The organism is Pantoea sp. SS70 (assembly GCF_029866845.1).
In the GTDB taxonomy this organism is placed as follows: Bacteria; Pseudomonadota; Gammaproteobacteria; order Enterobacterales; family Enterobacteriaceae; genus Pantoea; species Pantoea leporis.
In genome coordinates this window covers 2,197,235-2,218,516 of record NZ_CP117199.1, presented here as the reverse complement: position 1 = coordinate 2,218,516, position 21,282 = coordinate 2,197,235, and the positions used below count along the sequence as shown (strand labels likewise).

The following is a 21,282-nucleotide window of genomic DNA, read 5'->3' as shown; positions in this document are numbered from 1 at the left end:
GCTTTAAAATCTGCTTAAGACTTCGGCAACAGATGACCCATTTTCTCGGCTTTCGTATCGAGATAGTGTGCGTTTTTCGGGTTACGCCCGACAACCAACGGCACGCGTTCGACGATATTGATACCGGCTTCACTCAGGATCTCAACTTTGCGCGGATTGTTTGTCAGCAAGCGCACTTCATTGACGCCCAACAGTTTGAACATATCTGCACATAGCGTGAAGTCACGCTCATCAGCGGCGAAACCGAGCTGATGGTTGGCTTCGACCGTGTCGTAGCCTTTATCCTGCAATGCATAAGCACGAATTTTATTCAGCAAACCGATGTTACGACCTTCCTGACGGTGATACATCAGAATGCCACGACCTTCTTCCGCAATCGCCGTTAACGCCGCTTCCAGCTGGAAGCCGCAGTCACAGCGCAAGCTGAACAGGGCATCGCCGGTGAGACATTCGGAATGGACGCGCGCCAGCACCGGATTGTGATCGCTAATATCACCATAAACCAGCGCGACATGGTCGTGGCCGGTTGCCAGTTCTTCAAAACCAACCATCAGGAAATCTCCCCATGGCGTGGGCAGTTTGGCTTCTGCTACCCGTTTAAGCTGCATGTGACTCTCCAGAACCTTCAGAGGATGCGCTATCATCATGATAACGCACGGGCCATGTGGCCCGATGAAACTTACGCTATTGTGCCACAACCCGAACGGCTGCCGTTAATCGGTCAGAGTGATTGTAGTGATAAAGCACAATTATCCAAGCCGCAATAGGTATGTTATTCTTTTTTCAGCTAAAGTTATGCTTAACGCACCTGTTAATCCGGATCTAAAAGGAAGCGAATGTTAAAAATCATTCAGCGCACCACCTTAGGGGCGTTTTTATTGTTGTTGATGCCGTTGGGCGTATGGATATCTAACTGGCAATGGCAACCCGGGGAAAGCGGCAATCTACTTCGCGTGCTGTTTTGGATGACGGAAACCGTTACCAGTCCGTGGGGCATCCTCACCAGTATCATCCTCAGCGCCTGGGTGTTGTGGTGTTTACGCTTTCGGCTCAAACCCGCGATTCTGCTCATTCTTATCATGAATGGTGCGATTCTTGCTGGTCAGTACACCAAATCCTCAATCAAAGAGCATGTGCAGGAACCGCGCCCCTACGTCATCTGGCTGGAAAAAAGTCATGGCATTAACGGTGATGAGTTTTATCAGCTTCATCGCCAGCAGCGCGGCGAAATGGTCTCAACTTTGCTGGCCAATGACACTCAGCTGCCGCAATGGCTGAAGAATCATTGGGCATTTGAAACCGGTTATGCGTTTCCTTCCGGGCATACCATGTTTGCCGCCAGCTGGGCGCTTTTAGCCATCGGCCTGTTATGGCCGCGCCGTCATTTTGCCACCGTTGCCGTATTATTCGTTTGGGCGACCGCGGTGATGGGCAGCCGTTTAGTGCTGGGTATGCACTGGCCGCGTGATTTAGTGATGGCAACGCTGATATCCTGGTTATTGGTGACCGTTGCTACGCTGCTGGCCCAGCGTTTTTGCGGCCCGCTCACCATTCCTCCAGAGGAACATCGTGAGATCGCGCAACGTGATGATGGATTGTAATCAGCCTATTCATCCCCATATGATTGATTGTGCTTGCAGAAAAAAGCGCTAACTGATGTGGGGATAAGCAGCATCGACGGCGGTTTTTTGGCATACTTCTATTGGATAACCTCTCGACAGGACGCATTGTGAAATATTTGCTTATTTTTCTCGTGGTATTGGTCATTTTCATTATCTCCGTCACGCTCGGAGCTCATAACGACCAAATCATCACCTTTAACTATCTGCTAGCGCAGGGCGAATTCCGCATTTCAACACTGCTCGCCAGCTTGTTTGGCGCTGGATTCCTGCTGGGATGGGCGATTTGCGGCCTGTTCTGGTTACGCTTACGTGTTTCTCTGGCAAATGCACAGCGTAAGCTTAAACGTATGCAGGCACAGAATGAACAATCTACTGCAGTGACCCCATCACCAACTGCCAGTCGTCGGGATTAATTTTCGATGCTTGAATTGCTGTTTCTGCTTCTTCCTGTTGCTGCGGCATATGGCTGGTATATGGGCCGCCGCAGTGCTCATCAGGATAAGCAACAGGAAGCGAACCGCCTGTCGCGCGATTATGTGACCGGCGTAAACTTCCTGCTCTCCAATCAACAGGACAAAGCGGTTGATCTCTTTCTCGACATGTTGAAAGAGGACAGCGGCACGGTTGAGGCGCATCTGACGCTTGGCAATCTGTTCCGTTCGCGTGGTGAAGTTGATCGCGCCATTCGCATTCACCAATCCCTAATGGAAAGTGCGTCGCTCAGCTATGAGCAGCGCTTGCTGGCGATTCAGCAACTCGGCCGCGATTACATGGCAGCCGGGTTGTACGATCGTGCCGAAGATATGTTTGGGCAGCTGGTGGAAGAGACCGATTTCCGTATTGGCGCGCTGCAGCAATTGTTGTTGATTCATCAGGCAACCAGCGACTGGCAAAAAGCCATCGACGTGGCGGAAAAGCTGGTTAAGCTCGGCAAAGACAAGCAGAAAGGGGAAATTGCCCATTTCTACTGTGAGCTGGCGTTGCAGGCATTAAGCAGTGACGACCTTGACCGGGCGATGAGCTTGCTGAAGAAGGGCGAGTCAGCCGATCATCAAAGTGCGCGCGTCTCAATCATGATGGGCCGCATTTTGATGGAGCAGGGCGAGTACGCCAAAGCCGCCAGCCGACTGCAGCGCGTGCTGGAGCAGGACAAAGAGCTGGTGAGTGAAACGTTACCCATGCTGGAAACCTGCTACCAGCGCCTGAACCAACCCGAAAACTGGGCGCAATTTTTACAGCGTTGTGTCGATGAGAATACCGGCGCCGCAGCAGAGCTTTATCTCTCCGATATTCTTGAGCAACAGCAGGGACCGGAAGCGGCACAGCTGTATATCAATCGTCAGCTTCAGCGTCATCCGACGATGCGTGTGTTTCATCGTTTGATGGATTTCCACTTACACGAAGCGGAAGACGGACGTGCGAAAGAGAGCTTGATGGTGCTGCGCGATATGGTCGGCGAGCAGATCCGCACTAAGCCGCGATATCGCTGCCAGAAATGTGGCTTCACTGCCCATGCTCTGTATTGGCATTGCCCATCTTGTCGCGCCTGGTCTTCAGTTAAACCCATCCGTGGACTCGACGGCCAATAAATGGGCGCATCACGCGTCTGGTTACATCTATTTAGTTACAACATACTTTTAAGTTTGATTAAGAAACTGCCTTGACATCGTGCAGCTAGCAGTCAAACAGGCAAGTTCTGGCGGTAGCGTGATTGTCGGCACCGGCCTGCGCAGGTAGAATGCTTGCCGTTTGTCCATTGCGCCTGCGGGTGCCAGTTACTGAGGAAACGTTATGCCTGTAACCACTTCACCTATTCTGGTGGCACTCGACTATCATGATCTCAACAGCGCGCTGCAGTTTGTAGACCGCATCGATCCAAGCCAGTGTCGCCTGAAAGTGGGCAAAGAGATGTTCACACTGTTTGGTCCATCGCTGGTGAAAACGCTGCAGGAACGGGGTTTTGAAGTGTTCCTCGATCTCAAGTTTCATGACATCCCAAACACCACCGCACATGCAGTCGCGGCCGCAGCCGATCTTGGCGTGTGGATGGTGAACGTGCACGCCAGCGGTGGTGCTCGCATGATGAACGCGGCTCGTGAAGCGCTGGTACCATTCGGCAACGATGCGCCGCTGCTGATTGCTGTCACCGTATTGACCAGCATGGATGAAGACGACCTCAAAGGTTTAGGCATTACCTTATCTCCAGCCGCGCAGGCTGAGCGGCTGGCACGTTTGACCCGCGATTGCGGCCTGCACGGCGTGGTTTGTTCGGCGCAGGAAGCCACGCATTTTAAGCAGGTGATAGGTCAGGATTTCGCGCTGGTTACGCCAGGCATTCGTCCGGCCGGCAGCGATGCGGGCGATCAGCGCCGTATCATGACGCCGCAGCAGGCAAAACTCGCGGGCGTGGATTATATGGTCATCGGGCGTCCGATCACCCAATCCGCCGATCCGGCCGCCACGCTGCAGCAAATCCTGCAAAGTTTACAGGAGGCTTAATGGCTCAGGACAATCGATTGGTGTATTCGACCGATAGCGGTCGTATCACCCATGAAGAAGAGAAAGCGCCACGACCTAAAGGCGATGGCATCGTGCGTATTCAACGTCAAACCAGCGGACGTAAAGGTAAGGGCGTGTGTCTGATTACCGGTATCGATCTGGATGATAGCGCTCTCGAAAAACTGGCTGCTGAACTGAAGAAAAAGTGTGGTTGCGGTGGAGCAGTGAAAGAGGGCGTGATTGAGATTCAGGGCGATAAACGCGATTTGATAAAAACGCTGCTGGAAGCCAAAGGCATGAAAGTCAAACTGGCGGGCGGTTGAAGCAGTTCGGGCCACTTTTGAGGTGGCCCGTTGTTAAGTAGATGCGCTGCGTAGCCTGATAATTATAATTTATTTGCTGATCTGGTGGCCGATGATGCCGCCGACAGCTGCGCCACCAACGGTACCAAGTCCGCTACCGTTGGTCAGCACTGAACCACCAATGGCACCTGCACCCGCACCGATTGCGGTATTACGGTCGCGTTTAGACCAATTCGAACAGCCGCTCAGCGCGACAACTAGTGTTGTTGCCAATACGGCAGCAGTAAGACGTTTCATTGTTGTAGTCATTAACTTCTCCTTGATTGTTAACACCGTGGTAACCATATAAGTATAGATGTTACACCGCACTCGGCAGGGTAAAACGGTCCTAAAATGCGAGTTTGCAAGCCACTTCTTGTTTAATCATCAAAACCAACCCGCGCCACACATTTAACGCCTTAGCCACTTTCCGCAGCTTTTACAGCCGTTCCATCCATAACGCTTTTTCTTCCTGCTCCGCACAATTCAGCTATCACAGTTCGCAGGAGAAAAAAGATGCTGGAAGCGTTAAAGCAGCAGGTGCTGGAAGCCAATCTCGATTTACCCCGTTACAACCTGGTCACCTTTACCTGGGGCAACGTCAGTGCGGTGGACCGCGATCGGGGTTTACTGGTGATCAAGCCGTCGGGCGTGAAGTACGAGCAGATGCAGCGCGACGATATGGTGGTCGTCGATCTCGCCAGCGGCGAGGTAATAGAAGGGAAAATGCGCCCATCCTCGGATACGGCCACCCACCGCGCGCTTTATCTCGCCTGGCCAGAGATCGGCGGCATCGTGCATACGCACTCTCGCCATGCCACCATTTGGGCTCAGGCTGGACGTGAAATCATCGCGTTAGGCACCACGCACGCCGATGATTTTTACGGCACCATTCCCTGCACGCGGCAGATGAAGCGCGAAGAGATTGAGCAGGAATACGAGTGGAATACCGGCCAGGTGATCACTGAAACTTTTGCACAGCGCGGAATTGAACCAACGGCAATCCCCGCCGTGCTGGTGAATTCCCACGGCCCGTTTGCCTGGGGTAAAGATGCGCATGCTGCGGTACACAGTGCGGTGGTATTAGAAGAGGTGGCCTATATGGCATTGCATACCGAGCAGCTGCGCACTGAGTTACCGCCGATTTCGCAAACTTTGCTTGATCTGCACTACCTGCGTAAGCACGGTAAAAATGCCTGGTATGGGCAGAATTAAAGTCAATTCTGAAACATATACGCCTGCTGGCGTAATGCCAGTTAATTAAGCTAATGGTGAGCGCGCAGGCCTGGGGCACTTTTGGTCCGGCGGTCCTCGCGCCGCTAGCGCGGTACCTTCACTTCGTTCGTCTGCCTGACGGACCGGCGGAGACGGGACATCCTTGTCCCGGCTCCGCCTTTCGCCTGCGTCCTGCGGGCTCTCCTGGCCTCCTCGCTTCGTTCAGCGCTGCGGATTGCCGGCACAAAAGCGCCCCCGGCCTGCTCATATGCTTCAGTGCGAGTTGTTGAAAAGGGCAGATGTGTCAGCGCCCGCAAAGATAATCCATCCTTTGAGCAAAAACGCCTCCCGGCTCCTCTCTTTTAACTTCCAATCATCTGGTATGGCGATTCACGGCATAAATACAAAATGACCAATCAATAAAAATAAAACAGCGTTTCATAAATGCATTTGCGATCACTTTTTTCCTTTCTGCCAATCGTTATCTTGCTCGCCATGCCATCTGGCAATTCATAAAAACACCTCCCTCTGGCTCAGTTAAGGTGACACCTTTATGCATATCAAACGTGCAATCGATAAAATTCCTGGCGGCATGATGCTGATTCCGCTGTTTTTGGGCGCGCTGTGCCATACGTTCTCTCCGGGCGCAGGTAAATACTTTGGTTCGTTCACCAATGGGTTGATGACCGGCACCGTCCCGATTCTTGCGGTGTGGTTCTTCTGCATGGGTGCATCCATCAAACTCAGCGCCACCGGCACAGTACTGCGTAAATCGGGCACGCTAGTGCTCACCAAGATTGCGGTGGCGTGGGTGGTCGCGGCGATTGCTTCACGTGTGATGCCGGAAAATGGCGTGGAAGTGGGTATGTTTGCCGGTCTCTCGACGCTGGCGTTAGTGGCGGCGATGGATATGACCAACGGCGGTTTATACGCATCCATCATGCAGCAATATGGTTCGAAAGAAGAGGCCGGTGCGTTTGTCTTGATGTCGCTGGAGTCCGGTCCGCTAATGACGATGGTGATTCTCGGCACCGCAGGCATTGCGTCGTTTGAGCCACATGTCTTCGTTGGCGCAGTACTGCCGTTTATCGTCGGGTTCGCGTTGGGTAATCTCGATCCCGAACTGCGCGAGTTCTTTGGCAAAGCGGTACACACGCTGATTCCGTTCTTTGCTTTCGCGTTGGGTAATACCATTGATTTGACCGTCATCGCGCAAACTGGCCTGCTGGGCATTATGCTGGGTGTCGCAGTGATCATTGTCACCGGCATTCCGCTGATTATTGCCGATCGACTGATTGGCGGTGGCGATGGGACAGCGGGGATTGCGGCATCCAGCACCGCAGGCGCTGCCGTAGCCACGCCAGTGTTGATTGCCGAGATGCTGCCACAGTTTAAACCGGTCGCACCCGCCGCAACGGCATTAGTTGCTACTTCGGTCATTGTCACCTCCGTCATTGTCCCCATCATCACCGCGGTTTATTCACGACGCGTTAAGCGTTCTCATGTTGCTGTGGGGCAACGCGCTGCCATCAAGTAAGCCCGCTAATGCTTCCCCGGCCGCTGGTCGGGGATATCTCTGGATTTTGCTTTATAAATCAATCTCTCATTTGGTCTGGCCTCACTCTGGATTACGCTGATGTGGCGTTTAACGCACTACATAAACATAAACAGAGGATGAGACAATGACAGTAATTAACCAACCAACATGCAGACTGTTCACCGAAGTTGGACAAACCACACAGCTCGCGGCCTACTATGAAGAGGGTCGCCGCACCATGTGGATGATGCTGCGTGCGCAACCCCGTCCGAGTTTTAATCACGAATTAATTGAGGAGATCATGAACCTGAGCTATTCCGCTCAACGTTCCGGTCTGCCGATTGATTTCTGGGTGACGGGATCGTTAGTGCCACAGATGTTTAACGCCGGAGGAGATTTGCGTTTCTTTGTGGAATGCATTCGCAACAACCGTCGTGAAGCACTGCGCGCTTATGCGCGTGCCTGTGTCGACTGCATTCACTCCGCAGCGCGGGGTTTCGATACCGGTGCGGTCACGCTGGCAATGATTGAGGGCAGTGCGCTCGGCGGCGGCTTTGAAGCGGCGCTGGCACATCACTTCATTCTGGCGCAGAACAGCGCGCGCATGGGCTTCCCGGAGATCGCATTCAACCTGTTCCCCGGTATGGGCGGCTACTCGTTAGTGGCGCGTCGGTCTGGCATGAAGCTGGCCGAAGAGCTGATTATGGAAGGCGAGTCACACAGCGCGGAATGGTATGAAACGCGTGGTCTGGTCGACAAGGTGTTCCAGCCGGGCGATGGTTATCGCACCACACGCACCTTCATCGATACGTTACGTCCAAAACTGAACGGCGTGCGGGCAATGTTGAAAGCGCGTCAACGCGTATTGCAGTTATCACGCGCTGAGCTGATGGATATCACGGAGGACTGGGTCGATTATGCCTTCACACTGGAACCTAAAGACATTGCTTACATGGAACGACTGGTACAACTGCAGAACCGTCATAGCGCATCCTTGCGCAAAGCCGGTTAATCTCGCAGACCAGCGTTAAACGCGGGCAGGATGCTTAGCCAGCCAATGCCCGAGCTGTTCTGCGGGCATTGGTTTTGCATAATAATAACCTTGACGCCCATCAACACCGTTGGCCATAACAAACTTCTCTTCGGCTTTGGTTTCAATGCCCTCGGCAATCACCTGCAGCTTCAGGGCTTTGGCCACCGCGACAATCGCACGCACCAGCGACTGCGCCACGGGTTGTTTGTTGATATTACGTACAAAGCTCTGATCCAGCTTAATGGCATCAATCGGGACGCGCGCCAGCTGAGAAAGTGAGGAGTAACCGGTACCAAAGTCATCGAGATGCACCTGCGCACCCAGCTCCTGAAACTGTTTCATCAGCATCAGCGCACCGGCTTCGTTCTCAATCAAACAGCTTTCCGTCAGTTCGATATCAATCGGACAATCGGTCAAACCGGCTTCATTCAATGCCTGTTTCAGATCGGTGTAAATGCTCTGGTCGATCAGCTGCTTAGCCGAGACGTTAACCGCGACGCGCAGAAAGATGCCTTCGCTGCGCCACTTAATGATCTGCTGCAGCACGTTGAGCATCACCCAGCGGCCCAAGGGCACAATCAAACCAGACTCTTCGGCGTAGGAGATAAAATCGCCCGGCGGCACCAGACCACGCTCTGGAGAATTCCAGCGCACCAGCGCTTCGGCGCTCAGCACTTCGCCTTCGGCATTGAGTTTTGGCTGGTAGTGCACCACCAGATGATCCAGCTCGAGCGCTTTGCGCAGGTTGGTATCGAGCCACAGATATTCAAACACGCGCTGATTCATCTCATTAGCGAACACGCAAAATTTGCCGCGGCCGTTTTCTTTGGCGTGATACATCGCGGTATCGGCGTTACGAATCAGGCTTTCACGATCTTCACCATGCAGCGGGGCGAGGGCGATACCCAGCGAGCAGCCGCTGTAAACCTCAATCAGGCCAATGCGGAATGGCTGACGCAGCCGCTCAAGAATACGCGACGCCATCGCTTCCAGCGCTGCCTGGCTGGTGTGTTCCGCCAGCACCACGAACTCATCGCCGCCAAGGCGCGCCAGCGTCTGGTCTTTGCCAAGACAGCTGAGGATGGCCAGCGACACGGCTTGCAGCAGCTGATCGCCAAACATATGGCCGTAAGCGTCGTTCACCTTCTTAAAATTGTCTAAATCGAGGTACACCACACCGGTTTGACTGCCATTCGCCAGCTCCAGTGCCAGACTAATCTGCTGATGGATCGCGTTGCGATTGGGCAAGCCGGTGACGGTATCGGTATTGGCCAGCACGCGCAGACGTTCCTGAGCGCGGCGCTCTTCGGTTATGTCGGTTCCGGAACAGATGAGGAAAATTTCATTTTTTCCGCTACCGCTGTGAACGAACTTATTACGAAACAGAAACAGTCGCTGACCTTTACGGGTTTTTATCCAGCGTTCAACTTCGTAAGAACTGCCTTCACGGAAGAAACCGGCGATATTACGGCGTGATGCCTGCGCTTCCTGCTTGGTCATAAACAGCTGGAATACGTTGCGGCCAATCACTTCCTGCTCTTTCAGCCCGGTGTACTCTTCACTCAAACGGTTGAAACGCTGGATATTGCCGCGTTGATCGAGGATCACAATGACGGAATTCGCCTCAGAAACCACTTGCTCGGCGAAGGATAAACCCAGCGTCAAATCGCGCGCGACAGACGACGTATCGCCCCAGGCTGACGAGGTGCCTGCCCAGGTAGATTGATTGACTTTACGGCCGACAAAATGCATCGGAACAGGTTCGCCATGCAGCGACAGCGTGAGGTTAATACTTGAGGTAATGACCGTCATCGCACGTAGTAAACTGGCCTGTGCGGGAGTCAGCGGCACCGCCATATTGGTGTTTGCGTTCTCATCTTCGGCAAAATGCAGAGCATCACTATCTGAAGTTAAACGCCAATGAGGGCTGGTGGTGCCAAACAAGGTATATAGCAATGTTTGCCCTTGTTCATCGGTCATGGAAACTTCCTCCGGGGGAATGCTCAGCGGGCGGTATCTCATTATTTTAGCAACAGTATTCAACCTCCTGCGTCAGCACAAGATGCAATCCAAATATATTTTTGTTTTTATTAAAGAATGGCACGAAAAAGCCCCGACAAGCGGGGCTAATCTCTGTTAGCAAGGGCACTTACCGAGTTTTCCGGCCTGGCTGGGAAAGCGGGCATCGAGGCAGTGACGGTGAAAAGCACGCTCATCCATGGGGGCGATCGTTGGATGATGTTCGCGCATATGCTTCAGATAAGTTTGATAGTCATGAACGCCGACCATTAAACGAAAACTTTGCTGCAATCCCCGCCAGATGCGCTGCCAGCGCGTAAGATTTTGCCCAGCCGTGGCGGGGGCGATTGGTAAGCACTGCTGAATGTGCCACGGCCCGTTGGGTTTTCTCCAGTGATAAATGGACTCAGACATTTCGCACCTCTTTGCGCAGTGAGATCTCAGATTCATGGGTGGTTGGCACCGTGCTGTTGAGCGCCCGACGAATCACGAAGAAGGCCGCCACCAGCATGGTCACCGCCACCAGCATGAAGAAGGCGCACAGGGCCGCGTTAATTTGATTGCTGAAGACGATGGTTTGCATGTCAGCAACACTCTTCGCCGGGGCGATGACGATGCCGTCATCAATGCCTTTGCGGAACTTGTTGGCCTGCGCCAGGAAACCAATCGAAGGTTTTTCGTGGAAAATCTTCTGCCAGCCCGCGGTCATCGAGGTAATGAACAGCCAGGCGGTTGGAACAATCGTCACCCACGCATAACGCTGCTTCTTCATTTTGAACAGCACCACGGTGCCGAGAATCAGCGCCATTGACGCCAGCATCTGGTTGCCGATACCAAACAGCGGCCACAGCGTATTGATGCCGCCGAGCGGATCGACCACGCCCTGATACACAAAGAAGCCCCAGCCCGCTACCGCGACGGTGGTTCCCGCCATGTTGCCCAACCATGAACGGTTATTCGCCATCGACGGCACCACGGTGCCCACCAGATCCTGCACCATAAAGCGACAGGCGCGGGTGCCGGCATCCACAGCGGTCAGGATAAATAGCGCTTCAAACAAGATGGCGAAGTGATACCAGAACGCCATCATGGCGCGGCTGTTAAACACTTCGGTAATGATATGCGCCATGCCGACCGCAAAGGTTGGTGCACCACCGGCACGCGAAAGAATGGTGCTTTCGCCGACGTCGCGCGCAATGCCGCTCAGCATCTCGGGCGTCACCATGAAGCCCCAGCCATTAATCACCTGCGACGCATTTTCCACCGTGGTGCCAATCAGCGCGGCAGGGGAGTTCATGGCGAAGTAGACGCCCGGATCGAGCACCGAGGCACAGATCAGCGCCATGATTGCCACAAAGGATTCCATCAGCATCGCGCCGTAGCCGATAAAGCGGATATGACTTTCGCGCTCCACCAGTTTCGGCGTGGTACCGCTGGAAACCAGCGCATGGAAACCTGAAATGGCGCCACAGGCGATGGTGATAAACAGGAACGGGAACAGCGCGCCGGAGAAGACCGGCCCGGTGCCATCAATAAATTTGGTCACCGCGGGCATCTTCATCTCGGGCATGGCAAACACGATGCCAATGGCCAAACCGATGATCACGCCAATTTTCAGGAAGGTGGAGAGATAATCGCGCGGTGCCAGCAGCAGCCACACCGGCAGCGAAGAGGCGACAAAACCGTAGATCACCAGCACCCACGTCAGCTCCGTGCCTTTCAGCGTGAACAGCGGGCCCCAATAGGGATCGGCTGCTACATTGCCGCCGTAAATAATCGCCGCCATCATCAGCACAAAACCAATGATCGACACTTCCGCGATTTTTCCCGGACGCAGGAAGCGCATATACACGCCCATAAACAAGGCAATCGGAATGGTAGCGGCAATGGTGAACAAGCCCCACGGACTGTTGGCCAGCGCCTTCACCACCACCAGCGCCAGCGCGGAGAGAATGATGATCATCACACCCAGCGCGCCCAGCATAGTGACCACGCCAGCGAATGAGCCGAGCTCCTGACGCGCCATCTCACCCAGCGAGCGGCCATCACGACGCGTTGAGATAAACAGGATCAGGAAATCCTGCACCGCACCGGCAAACATCACGCCAACCAGAATCCAGATGGTGCCCGGCAGGAAGCCCATCTGCGCCGCGAGAATCGGGCCGACCAGCGGGCCCGCACCGGCAATCGCCGCAAAATGGTGGCCGAACAGCACCCATTTATTGGTCGGCACATAATCGAGGCCGTCACTTAAGCGCTCCGCCGGCGTGCGACGGCGATCGTCCAGTTCGAAAATACGCTTAGCGATAAACAGGCTGTAAAAGCGATAGGCAATGCTGTAGCAGGCGACGGAGGCAATCACCAGCCAGACCGCGTTGACGTGTTCGCCACGGCTGAGGGCCAGCATGGCAAATGCGCCCGCGCCAATTAACGCCACCGCTAACCAGATGAGACTGGTTTTGACGTTGTTCATGAGTTAACTCCTTGTAGGGACCGGGAAAAGAGGCGATCGAATACAACAAGTTAAAAGTAATGTAATGAATTGTTAACGACAGACAAAGGCATTAGAAATGTGAAGCGGAAAGCAAATTTAACATTTGCTGAAGCGGGCGGAGAGAAATGCGGGATAACGGCTGTTATCCCGCGAGTTTTCATGCTCAGGCGGCCGGACGCGCGACCACGCTGCGGGTTTCCATACGCACTTCGGCGATGGTCACGTCGATGATGTCAGTGACACGGTATGCGACTTCACCTTTTATCTGCACGGTGCCGCTTTCCTGCGAGCACACCAGCTCATCACGCACCGCGTGGATGAACGGCGCAGGAATGAAGGCTACCGCGCCATTCTCCAGCAGACGAACGCGCATGCCGCCGCGAGACACGTCGATGATCTCGGCGCTGAACTTGCGATCGGTAGCGGCAAACGGTGCAAGGAAGCGGGCATACAACCAGTCACCAACATCGCGCTCGGCCATGCGGTTCAGGCGACGACGTTCGCTCATGATGGTGGTCAGCTCATCCTGCGGACGGCCAGTGCTTTCACCGCGCACAATCGCCTTCAGCAAGCGATGGTTGATCATGTCGCCGAACTTACGAATCGGCGAAGTCCAGGTCGCGTAGGCTTCGAGGCCAAGACCAAAGTGCGGGCCCGGCTCGGTGCCGACTTCTGCAAACGACTGGAAGCGACGAATGCGGCTATCCAGATACTGGGTTGGCTGCGCATCGAGTTGACGACGCAGCTGGCGGAAGCCTTCCAGCGTGGTAATCGCCTGCGGATCCACGGTGATGCCATGCGCTGCCAGCACGCCAGCGGCCTGCTCAGCATTGGCCAGATCGAAACCGGTGTGCAGGTTATAGATACCGAAGCCCAGCTTCTCCTGCAGCACTTTCGCGGCACAGACGTTAGCCAGAATCATTGACTCTTCCACGATGCGATTGGCGATGCGACGTGGCTCGGAGATGATATCCAGTACTTCGCCTTTTTCGCCCAACACAAAGCGGTAGTCCGGACGATCTTTAAACACCAGCGCGTGGGTTTGACGCCATTCGCTGCGCGCCAGGCAAACCTGATGCAGTAGGCGAATCTGCTGAGCAATGGCGTCGTTTTCAGGCTGCCAGCTGCCGCTGTTTTCCAGCCAATCGGAAACTTCGTCATAAACCAGCTTGGCTTTCGACTCAATCCACGCAGCAAAGAAATGCACGTCATCAGCCAGGCTGCCATCTTTCAGCACGGTAACGCGGCATGCCAGCGCGGGACGACGCTCGTTCGGACGCAGGGAACAGACGTCGTCAGAGAGTTCGCGCGGCAGCATCGGTATGTTGAAGCCCGGCAGATAGTTGGTGAACGCGCGTTTCGACGCCAGCTTATCCAGCTCGCTGCCTTCTGCCACGTAAGCGGTTGGATCAGCGATAGCGATGGTCAGGATCAGATTGCCGTCGGCAGCCTCTTCCACGTACAGCGCATCATCCATATCCTGGGTGCTGGCGCTGTCGATGGTGACGAAGTTCAGTGCGGTCAAATCTTCACGCTGCAGATTTTCGTCGAGCATCTCACCAAAACCGACGTCCGGAGCCTGACGTTCGAGGTTATGGCGCGACAACGTTACCCACCACGGCGCGAGGTGATCGTCCGCAGTGACAATGAATTCGGTCAGTTCAGCATAGAAACCGCGATCGCCTTTCAGCGGGTGACGACGCATCTCTGCTACCGCCCAATCGCCGTTCTGGAAATCGTGGGTCACGCCACGTTCGGCGCGGCACTGAATCGCCTCTTTCAGCAGCGGATGATCCGGCACAATTGACAGGCGATCGTCTTTCTTCTGCACGCGGCCGACAAAGCGGGTCAGGAACGGCTCAACCAGGGTTTCCGGCTCGGCACTCTCGCGGTCTTTATCGGTGTGGATCACGGCCGAAATACGGTCGCCGTGCATCACTTTCTTCATCTGCGGTGGCGGAATGAAGTAGCTTTTCTGGGCATCAACTTCGAGGAAGCCAAAGCCTTTTTCCGTACCTTTAACAACACCTTCGACGCGCGGAGTCTGCGCGTGAAGCTTCTCTTTAAGCTGCGCGAGCAGCGGATTATCCTGGAACATAATTTATATAGTTTCGTGGCCTAAGAGCGGCTGACAGTTTTACGCGAATCGGGTCCGCGCGGCAAGGCCAAAACAGGCTAAAAAGCCGCTTTACGCGGCTTTTTACCTTCTGATAACGCTTTGGTCAGGCGATACGTTGTGACGGTGTGGCGGTGCTTAATGCCAGCTTCACCGGCACCGATTTCGAGGTCGGTGTGCCGCTGCCGTCGCCAAAACTCGAGAGCGGCACCAGCGGGTTGGTTTCCGGATAATACGCCGCGAGGTTACCGCGCGGAATGTTATAGGGCACCAGCTTGAAACCGCTGACGCGGCGGGTTAAACCGTCATTCCACAGCGTCTCGATATCCACTAACTGGCCTTCAGTGAAGCCCAGCGACGCCATATCATCCGGATGGATAAACACCACTTCGCGCTGACCATACACGCCGCGATAACGGTCATCGAGGCCATAAATCGTGGTGTTGTACTGATCGTGTGAACGCAGCGTTTGCAGTGTGAACGGCACCGCGACATCGCCCAACTGCGGGAACAGCGACGTAGGCAGGGCGGCGGCGCTGAACTCAGCACGTTTGCTTGGCGTATTGAAGCGTAGCTCGGCGGCAGCGCTACCCAGGTAGAAACCGCCCGGAATGTCGCACTTGTTATTGAAATCAGCAAAGCCGGGAATCGTGGCGGCGATGTGATCGCGAATCAGATCGTAATTGCCTGCCATCGCCAGCCAGTCGATTTTATCGCTGCCTAATGTCGCATGGGCGATGCCAGCCACAATCGCGGTTTCAGAGCGCTGCGTCTCCGCCAATGGAATGCCGACGCCTTCTGAGGCGTGCACCATGCTGAACGAGTCTTCCACGGTGATGTACTGATTACCGCTTGCCTGGCGATCGCGTTCGGTACGGCCCAGCGTTGGCAGAATCAGCCCTTCGCGGCCTGGCACCAAATGGCTGCGATTGAGTTTGGTGCTGATGTGCACGGTCAAACCGCAATGCTGCAACGCTTCTTCGGTGACCGGTGAATCCGGTGCGGCCGCCGCGAGGTTGCCGCCCAGCGCAATCAGCACTTTCACTTCGTCACGAAGCATCGCGTTCAGCGCTTCAACGGTGTTGTGACCATGCTCGCGCGGGGGTTCGAAATCAAAGTGCGCGCCGAGTGCATCGAGGAAGGACTTGCCCGGTTTTTCATCGATGCCCATGGTGCGGTTGCCCTGCACATTACTGTGGCCGCGCACCGGACACAGGCCTGCGCCTTTCTTGCCCAACTGACCAAACAGCAGCTGCAGGTTGGTGATCTCGCGAACGGTATCCACCGAGTGTTTATGCTGAGTAATGCCCATCGCCCAGGTGACAATCACGCGTTCAGCACTTTGATAAATCGCCGCCGCTTCACGAATCTGCACTTCGCTGAGACCGGATTGGCGCACGATATCGTCCCAGCGGGTGTTATCAACGGCGGCAAGATACGCGTCAATGCCATGAGTGTTGGCATCGATAAACGCCTGATCGAAAATGCCTTCTTCACCGGCAGCTAAACGTGCACGCTGTAGCTCAAGCAGGGCTTTCACCATGCCGCGCACCGCTGCCATATCGCCGCCCAGATTAGGTTGGTAATAGGCGGAACTGATGGTGCCCGCCATCGACGTGACAATCTCCAGCGGCTTTTGCGGATCGGCAAAACGCTCGAGGCCGCGCTCGCGCAGGGTGTTAAAGGTGACGATTTTCGCGCCGTGATCGGCCGCGTGACGCAGGCTGTGCAGCATGCGCGGATGGTTGGTGCCCGGATTCTGACCCAACACGAAAATCGCGTCGGCATGATCAAAATCGTCCAGACGAATGGTGCCTTTACCCACGCCGATGCTGCGTTTCAGGCCGGTGCCGCTGGCTTCGTGGCACATGTTGGAGCAGTCGGGGAAGTTGTTGGTGCCCATCACACGGCCAAACAGCTGATAAAGCCAGGACGCTTCGTTGCTGGCGCGGCCGGAGGTGTAAAGCTCCATTTGATTTGGATGATCCATCGCCTTCAAATGGCGAGCAATCAAGGCTAACGCATCGTCCCAGCTGATCGGTTCGTAGTGGTCGGTCGCGCTGTTGTAGCGCATCGGATGGGTTAAGCGTCCCTGATACTCAAGGAAGTAATCGCTCTGTTGATAAAGAGTGCTGACGCTGTGCTGGGCAAAAAATTCCGGCGCAACCACACGACGCGTGGCTTCCCACGTCACCGCTTTTGCTCCGTTTTCACAGAAGCTGAAGGTACTTTTATTGTCATCGCCCCATGCGCAACCTGGGCAGTCGAAACCGCGCGCTTTGTTCATGCGCATCAGGTTTCGCATGTTCTTCAGGGCAGCTTTACTATCAAGGACGAAACGGGTGGTGGCTTCCAATGAACCCCAGCCGCCCGCAGCAGCGCGATAGGGTTGAATCTTACGTTTAAATTTCATAGTTGCAGGCTTATTTGTTTATGAGTTGTTATCAGAATATGTCTTCTGTTAGCGGGAAGTGTGCGACTCTCCTTAAAAGTTGTCTAATTGATTGGTTTAATGGTGCGATAGGCGGCGTTTATCGTGAAACGCACGCAAAGCGTGACATAAGTCAAACTTTCCCGGCTGTTAAGGGGCGGCAGTTACGTGCTGCTGAGATAACTGACTAATAATTGCTCTTTCCATTCTGAAAAGGGCACGCAGCATGAAGAATCTGGCAAGCCAAATTCACGCCTTCGGTAAAGCCTTAATGATGCCCATCTCGGTGATTGCTGCCGCAGGGATCTTTCTTGGCCTGGCCGCTGCAATGCAAAATCCGGCCATCACCGGCGATGCCTTCGCTAATCTGCAGGTGCCACAGCTGATTATCGGGTTTATCCGCAAGGTGGCGGGCGCGCTGTTCGCCAATTTGCCGCTGTTTTTTGCGGTGGCCAGCGCCATCGGGCTGGCGAAAGCGGAGAAACCGACCGCCGCCTTTGCCGCCGTAATTGGCTATATCGCCATGAATGTCGGAATCAGCTCCACGCTGGCGTCGAAAGGTTTGACGGCCGCTACCACCACGCCAGAAGCGCTGCAGAAAGCGGGTATGGATCAAACTGCGGCGATGATGACGTCGGCCGAATACATCGACATGCTCGGCATCTTTACTTACAACATGAGCGTGCTGGGCGGCGTGATTGCTGGATTGATTACCGTGCTGCTGCATAACCGTTTTTACACTCAGCAACTGCCGACGGCGATCAGCTTCTTTGGTGGACGCCGCTTTGTGCCGATCGTGACCGTGGTGGTGCTGCCGCTGGTGGGCGTGCTGCTGGCGTTGATTTGGCCGACCATCGGCGAAGGCATCGCGTGGGTGGGTTTGATGATTGGTAAAAGCGGGCAATACGGCGCCTTCCTGCTTGGCACCAGCGAACGCTTACTGATTCCCACCGGTTTGCACCATATCCTCAACGAAACCGTGCGCTTCACACCGATTGGCGGCATGGCAACGGTTGATGGACAAAGCATCGTCGGCGCGCTGAACATCTTCAACACCTCGCTAACGCATCCCGGCGCCATCCCGGACGATACGGTGCGCGGCGCGACGCAGTTCCTCGCGCAGGGCAAAATTCCGGTAATGATGTTTGGCTTACCAGCCGCCGCGCTGGCGATCTACCACACTGCGCGCCCTGAGCATAAGCAGCGCGTTAAAGCGCTGGTGCTGGCCGGTGCACTGACTTCCTTTACCACCGGCATCACCGAGCCGCTGGAGTTCTGTTTCATCTTCGTGTCGCCGGTGCTGTATATCCTTCATGCGCTATTAACCGGCCTGTCATTTATGTTGATGTCGATGCTGCATTTGATGATTGGCAACGTGCAGGGCGGCGCCATCGATCTGGTGGTGTTCGGCATTCTCGGTGGCAGCAAAACGCATTGGTGGTGGACGATTGTGCTCGGCGTAATTTATGTGCCGATTTACTACTACGGCTTCCGTTTTGTCATCACGCGGATGCGGGTTGAAACGCCGGGACGGGAATCCGATGAGGAGCACAAACCCGAACAGGTGGCGGCGGATGAGCGCACCAAAGTGATCATCAGCGGGCTGGGCGGCGAAGCCAATATAGAGGACGTCGATTGCTGCTTCACCCGGCTGCGCGTGAGGGTCAAACAGATGAATGAGGTGGTCGATCAAACGTTACTGACCACCGGCGCGAACGGCATCAATCGCGTCAGCGAACATGATATCCAGGTGATTTACGGCCCGCAGGTCGAGAAGATCGCCAACGACGTAAAAAGTGCCTTGGGTGTGGCGTAACACAATAGCCGCTGCGCGTGGACGCAGCGCAGCGGCAACCGCCATGATACACTGCTGTTTTCCAGCCAATTCTGCTTTCCATGGACATCAAACAATTAATCTATCTGACAAATCTTGAACGCGAACGCCACTTTGGCCGCGCGGCAGAGGTCAGCTTTGTCAGCCAGCCGACGCTATCGATGCGCCTGAAAAACCTCGAACGCGAATTAGGGCTGTCGCTGATCAACCGCAGTAATAATTTCGATGGCTTTACGCCGGAAGGCGAGCGCGTACTGACCTGGGCGCGGGAAATTGTTTCGGTGTACCAGGGATTGAAGCTGGAAGTGGAGTCGCTCAAGCATGGCGTCAACGGCACCTTGCGGCTTGGCGTGATGCCGCAGTGCAGCGTGGCGCTGCCAGCGTTGTTGAAAGCGGTTGAAGCGCGTTATCCACAGCTGGATTATCGCGTGGCCGCGATGAGCGCCGATCAGCTGCTGGAAGCGCTCAACAGCCACACCGTGGATGGCGGTATCGGCTTTTTTGAACTGACGTCACTGCGCGAGCTGCATTTTCAAACTGCGCTGTTGAAAGATCCGGGTGTCGAGGCGCTGTTCAATCCGGCGCACTTTCCGGCGCTGCTCGAGCAAGAGAACATCTCGCTCGCCACGCTTGCCTGCCAGCCGCTGTGTCTGGCAGAGCCCACGCGCTATTTTCGACGCTATCTTGATGGGCAGCTGCGGGAAACCGGCTTGATTCCACGTGTGATTGTTGAGAGCGCGTCGATCATGCAACTGCTGCAAAGTGCGCAGGTTGGTTTGGGCGTGATGGTGTCGCCATGCGGACATCTGTTGCCGGAGCTGATGCAGAATCTGGCGCGGCGGCCGATTGAGATGGCGCCAATGGGCCGGCAGGCGGCATTAGTGATTGCCGAGCCGGGCAGAGCATCGCCGCTGGCTCAGCATTTCTTTGATGAAGCGCGGCGACATCTGCCCGATTAACGGGTTTCGCCGAGCGCCATCAGCAGGCGATCCTGCCAGCTGGCGAAAGCCACCGCTTGCAACAGCATGAAGATGCGTTCGCTGCCCCAGCCCGCGTTCAGCAGCGGCTGCAAATGTGCAGCGCTGAAGCGGTCGGGCAGGCGAGTGAGCTGGGCGCTGAGTGAAATCACCGGCGATGCTGCGCCAGCGCTTTCGACATCCTGCAGCAGTGCGTCACGCCATTCATCGGTAACAAAATCAAACTGACGTCGACAACCCAGCACGCGTGCGCTAACCGCCTGCGCCAGCGCTTCATCCCCGGCAAAATGTTCACTCAGCCGCTGTTTTAGCGTGGCGAAGCCATACAGCACTTGCGCATCGTGCACCAGCAGCCAAATGGCATCATCCAATCCCTCAATACCCTGACAGAAAGTAACCGCCGCCAGTTGATCGGCGCTGGCATAGCGCAGTTCAACCGGTTTCAACGCGTGCTGCCAGCCGTCGTTGCCGGTAAACAGCGCTGCGCTGGCGTCCGGCGGCGGTGTTACGCCCGGAATCCAGCGCACCGGCAAGCCCATCATCGCCTGCAGCGATGCCACCACGCGTGACTGATAGCTGACATATCCCACCAGTTGATTCAGCGTGACGATATCGGGCTCGGTTAAGCCCACCGCGTCCAGCGCGCTGATGCTGCTGGTGGTGATCAGTTCCGGCTGCATCGCCAGCTGACGCGCATATTGGGTGATTTGCGTCAGGCGATTATTGCTTTCACGTGATGAGTCCGGACCCGGCAACGGATTGAGCCGGGCTGAGTAGTGATTGCACAGGCGCTGCACGCCGGCGACCTGCGCCACCGTTAGCGCGGTGCTGAGGCGATCGTACAGCGTTAAGGTGTGGGTCAAACTGGTGGCAAGCGTATCGGGAAACAGAATCTGGCTGAGATCGCGCGCGGCCAATAACGCAGGCTGAAAACGCGACAGCAGCGGCTGTAGCGCGGTCGCTTCCTGTTGCAAACCGAGTAAGAAACGATCGTCGATATAGGCGGCTTCGGGCACCAGCGGCGCAGTGGCGGTGCTATTCGGGCGAGTCTGGCTTTCATAAAACCAGTGGTCATGGCCGGGAGAACGGCGTTGTTCCATGGTCATTCCTTGCGCTAAAAACGGACTTGCTGCACAGCGTGCGAATCTGAAAAGCAGGCATGCA

18 protein-coding genes are annotated in these 21,282 nt (G+C 55.3%); 10 read left to right on the top strand and 8 right to left on the bottom strand.

The genetic code is table 11. The annotated features are described in order from the left end of the window. Positions 1–14: 14 nt before the first annotated feature. Positions 15–608 carry a GTP cyclohydrolase II gene (gene ribA, locus PO881_RS10285; protein WP_097097212.1) on the bottom strand — a complete coding sequence of 198 codons (594 nt, stop codon included), beginning with the start codon at positions 606–608 and terminating at the stop codon, positions 15–17. A gap of 228 nt (positions 609–836) precedes the next feature. On the opposite strand from ribA, the gene pgpB reads away from it, so the two are divergent. From pgpB to yciH, 5 genes are all read left to right on the top strand, one after another. Further along, the gene (pgpB, locus tag PO881_RS10280; RefSeq protein WP_101764272.1) at positions 837–1,601 is read left to right on the top strand and encodes a phosphatidylglycerophosphatase B; all 765 of its coding nucleotides are present in this window, start codon (positions 837–839) and stop codon (positions 1,599–1,601) included. A gap of 128 nt (positions 1,602–1,729) precedes the next feature. Then, positions 1,730–2,035 (top strand): LapA family protein, encoded by a 306-nt coding sequence (locus PO881_RS10275; RefSeq protein ID WP_137385878.1) that lies wholly within the window; start codon positions 1,730–1,732, stop codon positions 2,033–2,035. A gap of 6 nt (positions 2,036–2,041) precedes the next feature. Further along, positions 2,042–3,211: a lipopolysaccharide assembly protein LapB gene (gene lapB / locus PO881_RS10270; protein WP_110866246.1), complete on the top strand. Its 1,170-nt coding sequence runs from the start codon at positions 2,042–2,044 to the stop codon at positions 3,209–3,211. A 202-nt stretch (positions 3,212–3,413) separates the two neighbouring features. Continuing rightward, entirely contained in the window at positions 3,414–4,121 is a 708-nt protein-coding gene (gene pyrF, locus PO881_RS10265) for an orotidine-5'-phosphate decarboxylase (protein ID WP_280171740.1), read from the top strand. Next, positions 4,121–4,444, top strand: a complete 324-nt coding sequence (gene yciH, locus PO881_RS10260; protein ID WP_176969980.1) for a stress response translation initiation inhibitor YciH — start codon at positions 4,121–4,123, stop codon at positions 4,442–4,444. Before pyrF ends, yciH begins: the two co-directional genes overlap by 1 nt. Before the next feature lie 69 nt (positions 4,445–4,513). Here the strand turns inward: yciH and osmB are convergent, their stop codons facing one another. Beyond that, positions 4,514–4,732: an osmotically-inducible lipoprotein OsmB gene (gene osmB / locus PO881_RS10255; protein WP_008106509.1), complete on the bottom strand. Its 219-nt coding sequence runs from the start codon at positions 4,730–4,732 to the stop codon at positions 4,514–4,516. A 246-nt stretch (positions 4,733–4,978) separates the two neighbouring features. Here osmB and araD point away from each other — a divergent pair, with 246 nt between their 5' ends. From araD to PO881_RS10240, 3 genes are all read left to right on the top strand, one after another. Next, a complete protein-coding gene (gene araD, locus PO881_RS10250; RefSeq protein ID WP_192411724.1) occupies positions 4,979–5,677 on the top strand; it encodes an L-ribulose-5-phosphate 4-epimerase in 699 nt (232 codons plus the stop codon). Between the two features lie 553 nt (positions 5,678–6,230). Further along, on the top strand, positions 6,231–7,214 hold the full coding sequence (gene kdgT, locus PO881_RS10245) for a 2-keto-3-deoxygluconate transporter (protein ID WP_007892437.1): 984 nt from the start codon (positions 6,231–6,233) through the stop codon (positions 7,212–7,214). A gap of 145 nt (positions 7,215–7,359) precedes the next feature. After that, positions 7,360–8,226 (top strand): crotonase/enoyl-CoA hydratase family protein, encoded by an 867-nt coding sequence (locus PO881_RS10240; RefSeq protein WP_007892438.1) that lies wholly within the window; start codon positions 7,360–7,362, stop codon positions 8,224–8,226. Positions 8,227–8,241: 15 nt separating this feature from the next. Here PO881_RS10240 and pdeR read toward each other — a convergent pair whose 3' ends face one another. The 5 genes from pdeR to PO881_RS10215 all read right to left on the bottom strand — a co-directional run bounded on the left by pdeR (position 8,242) and on the right by PO881_RS10215 (position 17,289). Further along, entirely contained in the window at positions 8,242–10,227 is a 1,986-nt protein-coding gene (pdeR, locus tag PO881_RS10235; protein ID WP_101764279.1) for a cyclic di-GMP phosphodiesterase, read from the bottom strand. Between the two features lie 156 nt (positions 10,228–10,383). Then, positions 10,384–10,680, bottom strand: a complete 297-nt coding sequence (locus PO881_RS10230; RefSeq protein WP_110866241.1) for a YbdD/YjiX family protein — start codon at positions 10,678–10,680, stop codon at positions 10,384–10,386. Further along, positions 10,673–12,739 (bottom strand): carbon starvation CstA family protein, encoded by a 2,067-nt coding sequence (locus PO881_RS10225; RefSeq protein ID WP_280171739.1) that lies wholly within the window; start codon positions 12,737–12,739, stop codon positions 10,673–10,675. The genes PO881_RS10230 and PO881_RS10225 overlap by 8 nt, the downstream gene beginning before the upstream one ends. 184 nt (positions 12,740–12,923) lie before the next feature. After that, a complete protein-coding gene (locus PO881_RS10220; RefSeq protein WP_280171738.1) occupies positions 12,924–14,858 on the bottom strand; it encodes an exoribonuclease II in 1,935 nt (644 codons plus the stop codon). A gap of 124 nt (positions 14,859–14,982) precedes the next feature. Further along, complete coding sequence (locus tag PO881_RS10215) at positions 14,983–17,289, bottom strand: FdhF/YdeP family oxidoreductase (protein ID WP_280171737.1); 2,307 nt, start codon at positions 17,287–17,289, stop codon at positions 14,983–14,985. Positions 17,290–17,533: 244 nt separating this feature from the next. Here PO881_RS10215 and PO881_RS10210 point away from each other — a divergent pair, with 244 nt between their 5' ends. After that, positions 17,534–19,123 carry a PTS transporter subunit EIIC gene (locus tag PO881_RS10210; RefSeq protein ID WP_222182229.1) on the top strand — a complete coding sequence of 530 codons (1,590 nt, stop codon included), beginning with the start codon at positions 17,534–17,536 and terminating at the stop codon, positions 19,121–19,123. 80 nt (positions 19,124–19,203) lie between these two features. After that, entirely contained in the window at positions 19,204–20,100 is an 897-nt protein-coding gene (locus PO881_RS10205) for a LysR family transcriptional regulator (RefSeq protein WP_110866237.1), read from the top strand. Here PO881_RS10205 and PO881_RS10200 read toward each other — a convergent pair. Continuing rightward, positions 20,097–21,218 carry an oxidoreductase gene (locus tag PO881_RS10200; protein WP_280171736.1) on the bottom strand — a complete coding sequence of 374 codons (1,122 nt, stop codon included), beginning with the start codon at positions 21,216–21,218 and terminating at the stop codon, positions 20,097–20,099. The genes PO881_RS10205 and PO881_RS10200 overlap by 4 nt on opposite strands. Positions 21,219–21,282 lie beyond the last annotated feature (64 nt).

Excerpts from the sequence above, each read along its gene's own strand:
- ribA (WP_097097212.1), bottom strand. The coding sequence starts at position 608 with ATGCAGCTTAAACGGGTAGCAGAAGCCAAACTGCCCACGCCATGGGGA.
- pgpB (WP_101764272.1), top strand. The coding sequence starts at position 837 with ATGTTAAAAATCATTCAGCGCACCACCTTAGGGGCGTTTTTATTGTTG.
- lapB (WP_110866246.1), top strand. The coding sequence starts at position 2,042 with ATGCTTGAATTGCTGTTTCTGCTTCTTCCTGTTGCTGCGGCATATGGC.
- pyrF (WP_280171740.1), top strand. The coding sequence starts at position 3,414 with ATGCCTGTAACCACTTCACCTATTCTGGTGGCACTCGACTATCATGAT.
- yciH (WP_176969980.1), top strand. The coding sequence starts at position 4,121 with ATGGCTCAGGACAATCGATTGGTGTATTCGACCGATAGCGGTCGTATC.
- osmB (WP_008106509.1), bottom strand. The coding sequence starts at position 4,732 with ATGACTACAACAATGAAACGTCTTACTGCTGCCGTATTGGCAACAACA.
- araD (WP_192411724.1), top strand. The coding sequence starts at position 4,979 with ATGCTGGAAGCGTTAAAGCAGCAGGTGCTGGAAGCCAATCTCGATTTA.
- kdgT (WP_007892437.1), top strand. The coding sequence starts at position 6,231 with ATGCATATCAAACGTGCAATCGATAAAATTCCTGGCGGCATGATGCTG.
- PO881_RS10240 (WP_007892438.1), top strand. The coding sequence starts at position 7,360 with ATGACAGTAATTAACCAACCAACATGCAGACTGTTCACCGAAGTTGGA.
- pdeR (WP_101764279.1), bottom strand. The coding sequence starts at position 10,227 with ATGACCGATGAACAAGGGCAAACATTGCTATATACCTTGTTTGGCACC.
- PO881_RS10230 (WP_110866241.1), bottom strand. The coding sequence starts at position 10,680 with ATGTCTGAGTCCATTTATCACTGGAGAAAACCCAACGGGCCGTGGCAC.
- PO881_RS10225 (WP_280171739.1), bottom strand. The coding sequence starts at position 12,739 with ATGAACAACGTCAAAACCAGTCTCATCTGGTTAGCGGTGGCGTTAATT.
- PO881_RS10220 (WP_280171738.1), bottom strand. The coding sequence starts at position 14,858 with ATGTTCCAGGATAATCCGCTGCTCGCGCAGCTTAAAGAGAAGCTTCAC.
- PO881_RS10215 (WP_280171737.1), bottom strand. The coding sequence starts at position 17,289 with ATGAAATTTAAACGTAAGATTCAACCCTATCGCGCTGCTGCGGGCGGC.
- PO881_RS10210 (WP_222182229.1), top strand. The coding sequence starts at position 17,534 with ATGAAGAATCTGGCAAGCCAAATTCACGCCTTCGGTAAAGCCTTAATG.
- PO881_RS10205 (WP_110866237.1), top strand. The coding sequence starts at position 19,204 with ATGGACATCAAACAATTAATCTATCTGACAAATCTTGAACGCGAACGC.
- PO881_RS10200 (WP_280171736.1), bottom strand. The coding sequence starts at position 21,218 with ATGGAACAACGCCGTTCTCCCGGCCATGACCACTGGTTTTATGAAAGC.